The organism is Roseateles paludis (assembly GCF_039872745.1).
In the GTDB taxonomy this organism is placed as follows: Bacteria; Pseudomonadota; Gammaproteobacteria; order Burkholderiales; family Burkholderiaceae_C; genus Pelomonas; species Pelomonas paludis.
This window is the reverse complement of sequence record NZ_JBDPZD010000003.1, coordinates 478,644-491,922: the sequence shown is the minus strand read 5'-3', so window position 1 is coordinate 491,922 and position 13,279 is coordinate 478,644. Positions and strand designations below refer to the sequence as shown.

The following is a 13,279-nucleotide window of genomic DNA, read 5'->3' as shown; positions in this document are numbered from 1 at the left end:
CGCCACCTACACTGGCTCGATGCCCAAAGAAACCATTGCACGCCAGCCCGGCAAGCGTGCGCGCTCCCTGTCGGGCCTGGCGCCCTTTCTAAAGCCCTACCGTGGCCGCATCGCGCTGGCCGGGCTGTTCCTGACCCTGGCCGCGCTGGCGACCCTGGCCTTCCCGATGGCGCTGCGCGGCTTGATCGACGCCGGCATGGGCCCCGGTGGCACCGGCGAGCGCCTGGTGAGCTTGCGCGAGCACTTCCTGGCCATGTTCGGCGTGGGTGCCGCGCTGGGCGTGTTTTCGGCGCTGCGCTTTTATGTGGTGACCTGGCTGGGCGAGCGCGTGACCGCCGACCTGCGCAACGCCGTCTACGCCCACGTGCTGCGCCAGAGCCCCGAGTTCTTCGAGACCACTCAGACCGGCGAGGTGCTGTCGCGCATCACGACGGACACGACCCTGGTCCAGGCAGTGGTGGGCTCCAGCCTGTCGCTCGGCCTGCGCAACACCGTGATGGGCGTGGGCGCGCTGGTGATGCTGGTCGTGACCAACCCCTATGTGATGGGCCAGGTGCTGGGCATATTGCTGCTGGTGGTGATGCCGGCCCTGTACTTTGGGCGCCGCGTGCGCAAGCTCTCGCGCGCCAGCCAGGACCGCGTGGCCGACACCTCGGCCATCGCTGCCGAGGTGCTGAACGCCGTCAGCGTGGTGCAGAGCTACACCCAGGAAGGCACCGAGAGCCGGCGCTTTGCCGCCGCCAGCGAGGCCGCCTTCGACACCGCCCGCAAGCGCACCGGGGTGCGCTCCTTCCTGGTGGCCTTCATCATCACGGCCACTTTCGGCGCCCTGCTCTGGGGCCTTTACCAGGGCACTCAGGCCGTCATCGCCGGCAAGGTCTCAGCCGGCCACCTGGGGCAGACCGTCGTCTACGTGACCCTGCTGGTGGGCAGCGTGGCCGTGTTGGCCGAGGTCTGGGGTGACGTGCTGCGCGCCGCCGGCGCCACCGAGCGACTGATCGAGCTGATGGAGGCCGAGTCGCCCGTGGCGGAGCCCGCAGCGCCCCAAGCCCTGCCGCAACGCAGCGGCGGCAGCGAGGTCAGCTTCGAGAGCATCCGCTTCAACTACCCCTCGCGCCCGCAGCGCCCGGCCCTGGATGGCTTTGACCTGCAAGTGCACCCGGGCGAGACCGTGGCCCTGGTGGGCCCCAGCGGCGCCGGCAAGACCACGGTCTTCCAGTTGCTGCTGCGCTTTTATGACGCGCAGCAGGGCTGCATCCGGCTCAACGGCGTGCCCGTGCAAGACCTGGCCCTCGCAGACCTGCGCGGCGCCGTCGGCCTGGTGCCGCAGGACAGCGTGATCTTCTCGGCCAGCGCCATGGACAACATCCGCTATGGCCGCCCCGACGCCACCGATGACGAGGTGAAGGCCGCCGCCCGCGCGGCCTTTGCCGATGATTTCATCCGTGCGCTGCCCGAGGGCTATGACAGCTTTCTGGGTGAGCGCGGCCTGCGCCTCTCGGGCGGTCAGCGCCAGCGCATCAGCATCGCGCGGGCCATGCTCAAGAACCCGCCGCTGCTCTTGCTGGACGAAGCCACCAGCGCACTCGATGCCGAAAGCGAGCGCGTCGTCCAGGCCGCCCTGGAGGCCGCGATGAAGGACCGCACCACCCTCGTCATCGCCCACCGGCTGGCCACCATCCAGCGGGCCGACCGCATCGTGGTGCTGGACCATGGCCGCGTGGTGGACGTGGGGCGCCATGAGGAACTGGTGGCGCGTGGTGGGCTCTACGCCCGGCTGGCCGCGATGCAGTTTGGGGTTTCCGTGGACTAGTACCGCCAGTGGCCCGCCGCTCCGGGGCCACTGTGAAATCGTGACCAACGGTGACCGCCGGCCTCCTTGAGAATTTCCTCATGCGAGTTCAAGCCGTGCAGCATCAGGCGGGGTCTTGGTCGACACCGCTGCCATCCGAGCTGGATGGGGCTGCCACCTGGGTGCTGGCCTTTGCATCCCCCGACACACCGCCCGACGCGCCCGCCCTCAAGCAACTGAGCGCGGCCTTCCCGCAATCGGTGGTGATGGGCTGCTCCACAGCCGGCGAGATTGCTGGCGATGCCGTGCATGACGACAGCATCTGCGTCGCCGTGGCGCAGTTCGAGCACACGCGGCTGCGCGTGGCGCGCACCTTGCTCTCGGCCCCGGCCGACACCGCGGCGGCCGGCGAGCGTCTGGCTGCGGCACTGATACGGCCCGAAGGGGGCCAGGCCTTGCGTGCGGTCTTCGTGCTGTCGGACGGCGTCTGCGTCAATGGCTCGACCCTGGTGCGCGCGCTGCACGCGGCCCTGCCGGCGGGCGTGCTCGTCACCGGCGGCTTGGCGGGCGATGCCGAACGCTTCAAGCGCACCTGGGTGCTGGACGGCGCCGGCGTGCACGTGCGCCACATCATGGCCCTCGGCCTCTACGGCGACCGCCTCGTCACTGGCCAGGCCAGCGAGGGCGGCTGGGTGGACTTTGGCCCCCGCCGGCAGATCACCCGCTCCTCCGGCAATGTGCTCTACGAGCTGGACGGCAAGCCCGCGCTGGAGCTCTACAAGGCCTACCTGGCCGACCGTGCCGCCGGCCTGCCGGGCACGGGCATGCTCTTCCCGCTGGACGTTTGCGCCGCCGACACGCCCGAGCAGCGCGTGGTGCGCACCCTGGTGGGCGTGGACGAAGGCGCGCAGTCGGTCACCTTTGCGGGCGACCTGCCCGAGGGCGGCTTTGCCCGCCTGACCCGCAGCAGCACCGAACGCCTGGTGGACAGCGCCGGCCGCGCGGCCGACGTGGCGCTGCAGGGCATGCAGGGGCCGTCGCTGGCGGTGTCGGTCAGCTGCGTGGCGCGCCGCATCGTGCTGGGCCAGCACACCGACGACGAGGTCGAGGCCGTGGCCAGCCGCCTGCCGGCCGATGCGGTCCATGTGGGCTTCTACTCTTATGGCGAAATTGCCCCGGGCCGTGCGCCCGGCAGTTGCGCCCTGCACAACCAGACCATGACGGTCACCGCCTACGGGGAACGCTGAGCGCCCATGCACCCTCTGCTCCTGCGTCAACTCAAGCGCGAAGGCCTGGCCCCGGACTCCGACGTGCCCGAGCGCCTGTACGGCCTGCTGGACCGCATCAGCCGCGCCTACAGCGAAGCCGACGAGGAGCGCCAGTTGCTGGACCGCGCCCAAGAGCTGGCCTCGCGCGAGAACGAAGCGCTGTGCGAGAACCTGCGCGCCGAGCGCGCCGCACTGGAGCAAAAGGTCGAGGCCCGCACGACTGACCTGCAGCTGAGCGAAGCGCGCTTGCGCAGCCTGCTCTCACTGTCGGTGGACGCCGTCTGGGAGCAGGACGAAGACCACCGCCTGCGCCTGGTGTCCGACGGCATGTGCCTGCTGACGGCCCTGCCCACCGAGCGCCTGCTGGGCCAGCGCCTCTTTGACCTGCCGGGCTTTCGCATCAACGACGGCCAGATGCAGCAGTTGCTGCCGCGCCTGGAGTCGCGCGCCTCACTGCGCGAGGTGGCTTGCCAGTTCGACCGGCCCGACGGCTCGGTGCGCCACCTGCGCATCAGCATGGAGCCTGCCGTCAATGCCGCCGGCCAGGTGCACGGCTACCGAGGCGTGGCGCGCGACATCACCAGCGAGACCCTGGCCGCCCAGCGCCTGGACTGCATGGCCCGCTTTGACAGCCTGACCGGCCTGCCCAACCGCACGCATTTCGTCGAGATGGTGGACCACGCCGTGGCGCGCGCCCGCCGCAGCGGCCAACCGCTGGCCGTGGCCCTGGTGGACCTGGACCGCTTCAAGACCGTCAACGACACCGTCGGCCACGCCATGGGCGACGAGCTGCTGCGCACCATGGCCGCGCGGCTGCGCGCCAATATCCGCGAGGTCGATTCGGTCGCGCGGCTGGGGGGCGATGAGTTCGTGCTGCTGCTGGAGTCCTGCGGCAGTGAAGGGGAACTCAGCACCGTCTTCAACCGCCTGCTGGCGGCCATTGCCGAGCCCGTCGAGCTGCTGGACCGCACCTATTTGCTGACCGGCAGCGTGGGACTGGCCCGCTTCCCCGATGACGGCAACGACACCAGCACCCTGCTGCGCCACGCCGACGCTGCCATGTACCTGGCCAAGGAGCGCGGCAAGAACAACGTCCAGTTCTACACCGACAGCCTGGCCACCCAGTCGGCCCGCCGCTTCGAGCTGGAGACGGCGCTGCGCCAGGCGATTGCGCGGCAGGAGCTGAGCCTGCACTACCAGCCCAAGGTGGCCGCCACCGACGGCCAGTTGCTGGGGCTGGAGGCCCTGCTGCGCTGGAACTCCGGCGCCTATGGGCCTGTGAGCCCGGCCGAGTTCATCCCCGTGGCGGAGGAGAGCGGCCAGATCGTCGAGATTGGCGCCTGGGTGCTGCGCCAGGCCTGCTGGCAGATGCGCGCCTGGCGTGACTCGGGCCTGGCCGTGCCACCGGTGGCCGTCAATCTCTCGGCCCATCAGTTTGCCGACAACAACCTCGTCACCGAGATCGAGAACGCGCTGGCCCTCAACCAGCTGGCGCCGGCTGACCTGGAGGTGGAGCTGACCGAGAGCGTGCTGATGACCGAGCCCGAGCGCGCACGCGGCGTGCTGCACCACCTGCGCCAGCTGGGCCTGCACGTGACCATTGACGACTTCGGCACCGGCTACTCATCACTGGCCTACCTGAAGCGCTTCCCGGCCGGCACGGTCAAGCTGGACCGCACCTTTGTGCGCGGCCTGCCCGACGACTCCGATGACAGCGCCATTGCCGGCGCCGTGGTGGCCATGGCGCACTCGCTGCGCCTCCTGGTGGTGGCCGAGGGCGTCGAGACCGAAAAGCAGCTCGAAGCACTGCGCGCCCTCAAGTGCGACCAGATCCAGGGTTACCTGACCGGCCGCCCCGTGGACGCCGCCACCCTGGCTAAGAACGTCCTGCGCCCCCAGTAGCCGCCGCCTTGACCAGTGCGCTATGCCAGGCGCCGCTGCGCTTGAGGATGCGGCGCTGACCGTTGGCGTGGTCCACATACAGCAGGCCGAAGCGCGGCACATAGCCGCGCCCCCACTCCATGTTGTCCATCAGGCTCCAGACCAGGTGGCCGCTCAGCGGCACGCCGGCCTCAATGGCCTCGGCCACCACGGCCAGATGGCCCTGCAGGTAGTGCAGCCGCGCCGGGTCGTCCACACTGCCATCGGGGCTCAGTACATCAGGCTCAGCGGCGCCGTTCTCGGCGATGAAGAGGTCAGGCACGCGGTACTCCTCGTGCAGGCGGCGCAGCATGCGGCGCAGGCCATCGGGGTGGTCCTCCCAGCCCATGTGCGAGTAGTGCTGGCCCGGCACACGCACCTCGACGAGGCCCGGGTAGACCTCGCCCGGCACCGCGCTCACCACGGCGCGGGTGTAGTAGTTGATGCCGAGCGTGTCGATGGGCGCGGCGATGGCCGCCATGTCGCCGGCGTGCACCTCGGGTGCCCAGGGGCCAAAGCCGTCCCACACGTCTTGCGGGTAATGCCCGCGGAAGATCGGGTCTAGGTACCAGCGGTTGAAGACGCCGTCTCCGGCGTGCGCGGCGGCCACGTCGGCGGCGGAGCTGGGGTCAGCCGGGTCATAGGGTTTGACGTCGAGCACGATGCCGCAGCGGGCCTGCCGTGTGTTCGCACGCAAAGCGGGCATGGCCAGGCCATGGGCCAGCAACAGGTGGTGGGCCGCGCGCACGGCGGCAGCACCGTCTTTCCAGCCAGGTGCCTGGCGACCCTCCAGGTGGCCCACAAAGGCGGCGCAGCGTGGCTCATTCAGCGTGGCATAGCTGTACACGCGGTCGCCCAGGCGGCGGGCCACCACGTCGGCAAACTCTGCAAAGGCCGAGGCCGTGTCGCGCACCTGCCAGCCGCCAGCGTTGGCCAGGGTGCTGGGCAGGTCCCAGTGGTAGAGCGTCAAGTAGGGCGCGATGCCACGCTCCAGCAGGCCATCGACCAGGCGCTCGTAGTGGTCCAGCCCGGCTGAGTTCACGGCGCCCCGCCCCTGGGGCAGCACGCGCGGCCAAGCCACCGAGAAGCGGTAGGCGTTGTGCCCGAGGCTGGCGATGAGGTCGAGGTCCTCGCGCCAGCGGCGGTAGTGGTCGCAGGCGACGTCGCCATTGGTTCCATCCGCAATGCGACCGGGCTGGTCACAGAAGTCGTCCCACCAACTGCGGCCACGGCCATCGGCGCGCGTGGCGCCTTCGATCTGGAAGGCCGAGGTCGAGGCCCCGAGATGGAAGCCGGCAGGGAAACGGGCTGCCAGGGCGAGCAGGCTGGGGTCGGTTTCAAAGGGGCTGGGCATGCGGCAAGGTGGGGTGGTTGTCGATCCGGCCAACTCTAGCTAGCGCTGTCCCAAACGGACGCTCGTTCCAGTACAAATTGAACGCAGATTTCCTGGGCAAAACCCCAATGGGAGCGCGCACACAGGCAACGTTGTCCTGTGCCAAGCTCGCGGCCCTTGCGGGCTCGGCCCCATCTCCTACACCGTTCGACCTCGACATGACGATTGATCGCCGCCACCTGCTGCTGGGCAGCCTGTCCCTTCCCGTGTTCACCGCCTGTGGCGGCGGCGGGGGTGGCAGCGCTGCGCCAACGCCGGCACCCTCCCCTGCACCCGCTCCCGCTCCGGCCCCAACACCCGCCCCCGCCGACATCCCGGCCCTGAAGACCTATTTCGCCAGCAACTTCAAGATCGGCATGGCGGCCGACCCCAATGGCTACAAGAACGCCATCGCCAACCCAGTCATCCTCAAGCACGCCAACTCCATCACCGCCGAGAACGCGTTCAAGCCCGACGCCATCGGCCGCACGGCCGGCAGCTACAACTGGGCCACGGCCGATGAGCTGATCACCTGGGCCAGTGCCAACGGCATTGCCGTGCGCGGCCACACCTTGTGCTGGCACTCGCAGACGCCCGACTGGCTCACCACCGGCACGGCCGCCGAGGTGCGCGCCAAGCTCGAAACCTATGTGCGCGACGTCGTCACCCACTTCAAGGGCAAGGTCTATTGCTGGGACGTGGTCAACGAGTGCACCAGCGATGACGCCAGCAGCGCCTACCGCAACTCCAAGTGGTACCAGATCCTCGGCGCGGACTACATCGAGATTGCGCTGCGCGCCGCGCGCGCGGCCGACCCCGATGCCAAGCTCTTCATCAACGACTACGGCACCGAAGACCCCGCCAAACTGGCCCGCTTGATGACCATCGTGGCCGACATGCAAGCCCGGGGCGCGCCGCTGGACGGCATTGGCCACCAGCTGCACGTCAACGTCAGCTGGCCGCCGGTCGCCAATGTGGACAGCGCGCTGCGCAGCGTCGCCAACAAGGGTTTGATCAACCACGTGACCGAGCTGGACGTCTCGCTCTACAACGACCCCGGCGCCTGCTACAGCAACAGGTCCAGCTGCCTGGCCGATGTAACGGGCGACACCGCCGCGCTGGCCACCGCGCTCAAGCAGCAGGCGCTGCAGTACCGGGCGCTGTTCAATGTCTTCAAGCAGCACCCCAGCCTGCAGTCGGTGACCACCTGGGGCATTGCCGACAACAGCACCTGGCTGACCGGCTTCCCGACCAACCGAGGCAACCTGCCCCTGCTGTTCGACAAGACCGGCGCCGCCAAATCGGCCGCCCGTGCCATCACGGACGACGCCTACCAGCCGACCTGACCTGCTCGCCTACTTGACGAGCTTGCTGATGCTCGCCGCGTCGAAGGTTTCGTCGCGCTGGGCGTCAACGGGCACGCAGTCGCCCACGGGCTTGCCGAGCTGGGTGGACAGCTTGCATAGCGCCTGCCACAGCATGGCGATCTGGTGGTCTTGCGAGGCGGCGCTGTCGATCAGGCCGCGCATGGCCATGGCCACGGGGTCATCGCCCTGGGTGATGCCATAGGCCGAGAAACCCATGCGCGCAGCCGCTTCCTCTCGGGCTTGCTCGCTTTGCGCCTCGATGATGCGCGCCGGGTTGCCCACTGCAGTCGCACCCGCTGGCACAGGCTTGGTCACCACTGCGCCAGAACCGATGCGCGCGCCAGCGCCGACCGTGAAGCCGCCCAGCACGCAGGCATTGGCCCCGACGATCACACCCGGCCCCAGGGTCGGGTGCCGCTTGGCGCCCTTGACCAGCGAAGTGCCGCCCAGGGTCACGCCCTGGTAGATGGTGCAGCCCTCGCCGATCTCGGCCATCTCGCCAATGACGATGCCCATGCCGTGGTCGATGAAGACCTTGCGGCCGATCTTGGCGCCCGGGTGGATCTCGATGCCCGTCAGCCAGCGGCTGAAGTGCGAGGTGAAGCGCCCCAACCAGTGAAAGCCGTGCGTCCAAAACCAGTTGGCCCGGCGGTGCCACCACAGCGCGTGCAGGCCCGGGTAACACGTCAACACCTCCCAGGCCGAGCGTGCGGCAGGGTCGCGTTCGAGGATGAGGGCGATGTCTTCGCGCAGGCGCTGGAACATGGTGGGGCCGACGACAGTTCGGCGCGCCAGTGTAGGTCGCCCTATTCAGAACCCTGGGGCCGTATGGTCTTGCTCATCTGTCGGGCCATGCCGCGCAGGATATGCACTTCCTCGTTCGTCAGCCCGGCGCGGTTGAAGAGCTGGTTCAGGCGCGGCATCAGCTTCTTGGGTGCAGCAGGGTCGAGGTAGCCGATGTCGACGAGCGCGGTTTGTAGGTGGTCCAGCAGGCCCTGCACCGCCCGCGCATCGGCGCGCTCGGGGTCGGGCGTGCGCGGCTGCACCGCAAAGCCGCCGAGGGCCTGGCGCAGGTCGTAGGACAGCAGCTGCACGGCCTGGGCCAGGTTGAGCGAGCCGTAGTCCGGGTGCGTCGGGATCGAGAGCACCGCGTGGCAGCGGTAGACGTCCTCGTTGGCCATGCCATAGCGCTCGGAGCCGAACACCAGCCCAAGCCGGGGCGCTGGCGCACGGGCAGCCAGGTCGGCAAACAGCTCGCGCGGTCGGTAGACGGGCGGGCCAAAGTCGCGCGGCGTCATCGCGGTGGCGCAGGCAAAGTCCACGCCCTCCAGCGCCTCGGCCAAGGTCGGCACCACGCGGGCCCGGGCCAGGATGTCGGCCGCGCCGCTGGCCATGGCGATGGCCTCTTCGTGGCACAGCACGTCAGGAAAACGCGGCGCCACCAGCACCAGTTCCCGGAAGCCCATCACCTTCATGGCGCGCGCCGTAGCGCCCACATTGCCGGCGTGGCTGGTGTTGATCAGGATGAAGCGGGTGGAATCCACGGGTTTTCACGGAGCGCCGGCGGCTAGAATCGCGAATTATCCGGGCCGGCCTCTCCTTCAGGCGTTGCGCCGCCCGCCGCTCTTTCCTTCCGTCAGCCCCTTCCTACTTCGAGTGCTTGCATGCAGCAGACCTCTCTCCATCCCATGCTCAATGTGGCCGTCAGTGCGGCCCGCGCCGCCGGCAGCATCATCAACCGCGCCTCACTCGATGTGGAAGCCTTGCGCGTGAGCAGCAAAGGCACCAACGACTTCGTCACCGAGGTCGACACGGCAGCGGAAGGGGCCATCATCGAGACCCTGCTCAAGGCCTACCCCAACCACGGCATCCTGGCCGAAGAGTCGGGCCGCAACCATGGTGCCAAGGACTCGGAGTACGTCTGGATCATCGACCCGCTCGACGGCACGACCAACTTCATCCACGGCCTGCCCATCTACTGCGTGTCCATCGCGCTGTCTTACCGGGGTGTGGTGCAGCAAGCGGTGGTCTATGACCCCAGCCGCAACGACCTCTTCTACGCCACCAAGGGCCGCGGCGCTTTCCTGAACGACCGCCGCCTGCGCGTCTCCAAGCGCACCCGCATGAGCGACGCCCTGATTGGCACTGGCTTCCCCTTCCGGCGGGGCGACAACGCCAAGCGCTACGTCAAGATGTTCGAAGAGGTGATGGTGCAGTGCGCCGGCCTGCGCCGCCCGGGCGCCGCCGCGCTCGACCTCTGCTACGTCGCTGCTGGCTACTACGACGCCTTCTTCGAGACCGGCCTCGCACCCTGGGACGTGGCGGCCGGCTCCCTCATCGTCACCGAAGCCGGCGGCCTGATCGGCAACTTCACCGGCGAGGCTGACTACCTGCACCAACGCGAGGTGGTGGCGGGCAACCCCAAGATCTACGCCCAGCTGGTGCAGACCCTGGCGCCCTATACCCGGGTCATCAAGGAAGACGACGCCCCAGCGGCGCCCGTCGCGGCTGCCCTCGACACGGCGGCACCCAAGAAGCGGGCAGCGGTCCGCATCAAGAAGGTCGACGACAACGCAGCCGGCTGAGTCGGGCATTCAAACCCGCAGGTTTTATCGGGGAAATAGGCCGGGACAACGGCCCGTTCATCCCCCGATCAGCCCCTGCGGCGCTGTGTTTGGTAGCGCAACCGTGACGCGCATCACAGCGGGCTTTTGACAGCGAAGAGCAAGCTTCGCCGCCGTGACATCTGCACGCGGCATACCGGGGCAGGCTTCTGACAATTCGCTCCGTGCTCAGACGACAGCGTCCGAGCGAAGCCCGCAACTACCCGACACCGACGTCATCATGTTCCTCCGCACCGCCCTTGTCCTGGCTCTTGCTGTTTCCGCCTCGCTGGCCCACGCCGAGGCCAAAGTCCTGAAAAAGGTCGCCCCCGAATTCCCCGATGAAGCGGCCCGCCGCAGCATCTCCTCCGGCAGCGTCCGCGCCAAGCTTGCCATTGCTGGCGACGGCAAGGTGTCCAACGTCCAGGTCGTGGAAGCCGAACCCAAGCGCGTGTTCGACCAAGCCGCCATCGACGCCCTGAACCAGTGGCGCTTCGAAGGCACCGGCGCCCAGCAATCCCACGAAGTCAAACTCATCTTCAAGTCTGAGGACTGAGGTGCGACCGAGCTGAGTCCCTGCGGACTCAGCGACGCGTACCGAAGGACTGCCGGCCTGCAAGCCGGCAGGCATGAATATGGACCGAGCACAGTGCCTACGCACTGTGCGACGCCGATTGAAGGACATGCGGCTTGCAAGCCGCATGGCATGAGCTGCGACCTGTCTCCCGCCCCTCCCGGCACCCCTCAAGGCCCGCGCTGCCCATCCGGCTCGCGGGCCTTGTTTCATTCAGCGGCAGGGATGCCGGTGCGGCCCGCCTTCAGGGCACCTCGTCAATGACGGCAACGCCCGTCCCCATGGCGATGAAGAGCTTGCGCCCCTGGATGGCCAACCCGGTCGGCGCGCGCAGTACGCCAGGAAGCGAGCCTGACTGAAAGCCCCCCTTGCCGGGAGCGCCGGCGACCGTCGTCACGCTGCCTGTGGGCGTGATCTTTCGGATCAGGTCGTTGTTCGTGTCAGCAACGTAGACATTGCCTGAGTCGTCCACACAAAGTCCGCTCGGCCAATTGAATCTGGCGTCAAAGCCGGTGCCATTGGCGCTACCTGCCAGGCCTGCCGTTCCAGCCAGGGTGGAGACCAGGCCGCTCGAAAGTTCAAGACGCCGAATCACGTGTGACGAAGCCTCGGCGACATAGAGATAGGCCCCCTTGCTGTCTACGGCCACACCGGAAATGTTCGAAAACGCTGCCTCTGCGCCTCGGCCGTCGATGGTGCTTGTGCGCGTGAGAGAACCTGCCAGGGTGCTGACCGCTCCAGACGCGCTGACACGGCGAATCGTGGTGGCATCAGCCACGTACAGGTTCCCTGCCGAATCCATCGCCATCGCAGCCGGTGCGACGAAACGTGCGGCCAACGCATTCCCATCAACAAGTGCCGCCTCCCCCTCCTTGCCGGCCATCACGCCAAGTTCCCCTGACGACATCCGCTTGAGGATGGTCCGGTTCAGAACGTCGCTCACAAACAGCTGGCCACTGGCGTCCACTGCCACATCACCACGAGGGATCGCGTATATCTCGCCCGGGAAGCGCACCGGAGGCATGGTGGACAGTGTCGAAACGACGCCGGCAGGCGTCAGCTTGCGAAGCGTCGATACGTTGGAAGCGCCAACGCCATAACCAGGGTAGTCCACCACAAAGGCATTGCCTTCGCGATCGACCGTGATCGAGTCCGCGCGTTCAAACCGCGCCTGAGTACCGCCCGCATCGACCTTCCCGCGCTGCTCGTGCGATCCGGCCAGCGTGGTCACATCCCCGGTCGCCAAGACGGCGCGAAGGCGTGTGCCAAGCGACTCCGTCACCACGATGCGCCCTTCCGCCGACACCATCACCGCCTGGGGCTCCCGGAAGCCAGCGTCTGCGCCACGACCATCGGCTGCTCCTGACACTCCCGCTCGCCCGGCCAAGGTCGTCACCTGACCCGAAGGCGAAATGACCCGAAGGGTGTGATTCCCCTCGTCGGCCACATACAAAGTGCCTGATTTGCCTACGGCAATACCCTTCGGATTGGTGAAGCGCGCCGCCGCCCCCACGCCGTCAGCGGTGCCCGTCTGCTCGCTGGCTCCGGCCAGCGTATTCACCGTTTGATCCGGGGCAATTCTCCGAATCGTGCTTGCTGACGTCGTCACGAAGAGGTTGCCCGCAGCGTCTGCCGCCAGTCCTCGGATCCCATACAGGGTCGCCACGCCCTGCGGGCCATCGATTCCGCTGGGGGCCCCCGTCCGAGACACGAAATACGTGCTCACAACGCCGGCGGGGGTGATCTTCCGGATGCCCCGCCAATCGTTGACGAACAAGTTGTCCTGAGCATCTGCCGCAATCAAGTCCGGATACTGGAATCGGGCTGTCGCCGGCAGTCCATCCGCCTGGCCGGCTTCATCGACGGAACCCGCGAACACGCTGACCACCCCTGAGGGTGTGATCTTCATCACCGCATCGCAGCCATGGGGAACAACGAACAAGTTCCCGCTGCTATCAGCCGCCATCGCGGACGGCGACACCACGCCGACGATGCCCTTGGAGCAATAGCCCGTCGCTGACAGGTCCACCGTTGTGACATCTCCTGCAGGTGACACCTTGCGCAAGCGAGCCTTCTGCCCCCAGTACCCGACTACGTAGACATTGCCTGCCCGATCCATCGCCGGCGCGGAAATGAAGTTGAAGTAGGCCGCTCCAGCGGCTCCATCCAACTGGCCAGGACCGCCCATATTGCCCGCCAGCAAAGCCAACGACGCGGGCCGGCTCACCGGCACCGTTGGACTGCCCGTGTTGCTCTGGCCACCAGCTTGACCACCTCCGCCGCCACAGGCCTCAAGGCCGGCCACCGCAGCCGCCACCAGCATGGCACCACACCACCGAACAAACGCTTTGGACATCCATCGCCCCCTCCTCCGGGGCGCATT

At 68.0% G+C, this 13,279-nt stretch carries 10 protein-coding genes; 6 read left to right on the top strand and 4 right to left on the bottom strand.

What is annotated here, in order from left to right:
• Window positions 1-19: 19 nt before the first annotated feature.
• The 3 genes from ABDJ85_RS13470 (at window position 20) to ABDJ85_RS13460 (ending at window position 4,962) form a co-directional block, all read left to right on the top strand.
• Window positions 20-1,813 (top strand): ABC transporter transmembrane domain-containing protein, encoded by a 1,794-nt coding sequence (locus ABDJ85_RS13470; protein ID WP_347705297.1) that lies wholly within the window; start codon window positions 20-22, stop codon window positions 1,811-1,813.
• Between the two features lie 80 nt (window positions 1,814-1,893).
• Window positions 1,894-3,039 (top strand): FIST signal transduction protein, encoded by a 1,146-nt coding sequence (locus ABDJ85_RS13465; protein WP_347705296.1) that lies wholly within the window; start codon window positions 1,894-1,896, stop codon window positions 3,037-3,039.
• Between the two features lie 6 nt (window positions 3,040-3,045).
• On the top strand, window positions 3,046-4,962 hold the full coding sequence (locus tag ABDJ85_RS13460; protein WP_347705295.1) for a putative bifunctional diguanylate cyclase/phosphodiesterase: 1,917 nt from the start codon (window positions 3,046-3,048) through the stop codon (window positions 4,960-4,962).
• On the opposite strand, the gene ABDJ85_RS13455 is transcribed toward ABDJ85_RS13460, so the two are convergent.
• A complete protein-coding gene (locus tag ABDJ85_RS13455) occupies window positions 4,937-6,334 on the bottom strand; it encodes a GH1 family beta-glucosidase (protein WP_347705294.1) in 1,398 nt (465 codons plus the stop codon). The two genes, ABDJ85_RS13460 and ABDJ85_RS13455, sit on opposite strands and share 26 nt — an antisense overlap.
• Window positions 6,335-6,531: 197 nt before the next feature.
• Between ABDJ85_RS13455 and ABDJ85_RS13450 the strand changes: the two genes are divergently transcribed.
• Window positions 6,532-7,698 carry an endo-1,4-beta-xylanase gene (locus ABDJ85_RS13450; RefSeq protein WP_347705293.1) on the top strand — a complete coding sequence of 389 codons (1,167 nt, stop codon included), beginning with the start codon at window positions 6,532-6,534 and terminating at the stop codon, window positions 7,696-7,698.
• 9 nt (window positions 7,699-7,707) lie between these two features.
• Here the strand turns inward: ABDJ85_RS13450 and cysE are convergent, their stop codons facing one another.
• Both cysE and ABDJ85_RS13440 read right to left on the bottom strand, forming a co-directional pair.
• A complete protein-coding gene (gene cysE / locus ABDJ85_RS13445) occupies window positions 7,708-8,484 on the bottom strand; it encodes a serine O-acetyltransferase (protein ID WP_347705292.1) in 777 nt (258 codons plus the stop codon).
• Window positions 8,485-8,525: 41 nt separating this feature from the next.
• Window positions 8,526-9,263, bottom strand: a complete 738-nt coding sequence (locus tag ABDJ85_RS13440) for an RNA methyltransferase (RefSeq protein ID WP_347705291.1) — start codon at window positions 9,261-9,263, stop codon at window positions 8,526-8,528.
• Window positions 9,264-9,383: 120 nt separating this feature from the next.
• On the opposite strand from ABDJ85_RS13440, the gene ABDJ85_RS13435 reads away from it, so the two are divergent.
• The gene (locus ABDJ85_RS13435; protein ID WP_347705290.1) at window positions 9,384-10,304 is read left to right on the top strand and encodes an inositol monophosphatase family protein; all 921 of its coding nucleotides are present in this window, start codon (window positions 9,384-9,386) and stop codon (window positions 10,302-10,304) included.
• Between the two features lie 154 nt (window positions 10,305-10,458).
• On the top strand, window positions 10,459-10,878 hold the full coding sequence (locus ABDJ85_RS13430; RefSeq protein WP_347705289.1) for an energy transducer TonB: 420 nt from the start codon (window positions 10,459-10,461) through the stop codon (window positions 10,876-10,878).
• Between the two features lie 262 nt (window positions 10,879-11,140).
• Here the strand turns inward: ABDJ85_RS13430 and ABDJ85_RS13425 are convergent, their stop codons facing one another.
• Window positions 11,141-13,252 carry an NHL domain-containing protein gene (locus ABDJ85_RS13425; protein ID WP_347705288.1) on the bottom strand — a complete coding sequence of 704 codons (2,112 nt, stop codon included), beginning with the start codon at window positions 13,250-13,252 and terminating at the stop codon, window positions 11,141-11,143.
• Window positions 13,253-13,279 lie beyond the last annotated feature (27 nt).

Bases quoted from the DNA above. Each gene is read 5' to 3' on its own strand.
- cysE (WP_347705292.1), bottom strand. From the start codon at position 8,484: ATGTTCCAGCGCCTGCGCGAAGACATCGCCCTCATCCTCGAACGCGAC.
- ABDJ85_RS13465 (WP_347705296.1), top strand. From the start codon at position 1,894: ATGCGAGTTCAAGCCGTGCAGCATCAGGCGGGGTCTTGGTCGACACCG.
- ABDJ85_RS13425 (WP_347705288.1), bottom strand. From the start codon at position 13,252: ATGTCCAAAGCGTTTGTTCGGTGGTGTGGTGCCATGCTGGTGGCGGCT.
- ABDJ85_RS13450 (WP_347705293.1), top strand. From the start codon at position 6,532: ATGACGATTGATCGCCGCCACCTGCTGCTGGGCAGCCTGTCCCTTCCC.
- ABDJ85_RS13460 (WP_347705295.1), top strand. From the start codon at position 3,046: ATGCACCCTCTGCTCCTGCGTCAACTCAAGCGCGAAGGCCTGGCCCCG.
- ABDJ85_RS13435 (WP_347705290.1), top strand. From the start codon at position 9,384: ATGCAGCAGACCTCTCTCCATCCCATGCTCAATGTGGCCGTCAGTGCG.
- ABDJ85_RS13470 (WP_347705297.1), top strand. From the start codon at position 20: ATGCCCAAAGAAACCATTGCACGCCAGCCCGGCAAGCGTGCGCGCTCC.
- ABDJ85_RS13455 (WP_347705294.1), bottom strand. From the start codon at position 6,334: ATGCCCAGCCCCTTTGAAACCGACCCCAGCCTGCTCGCCCTGGCAGCC.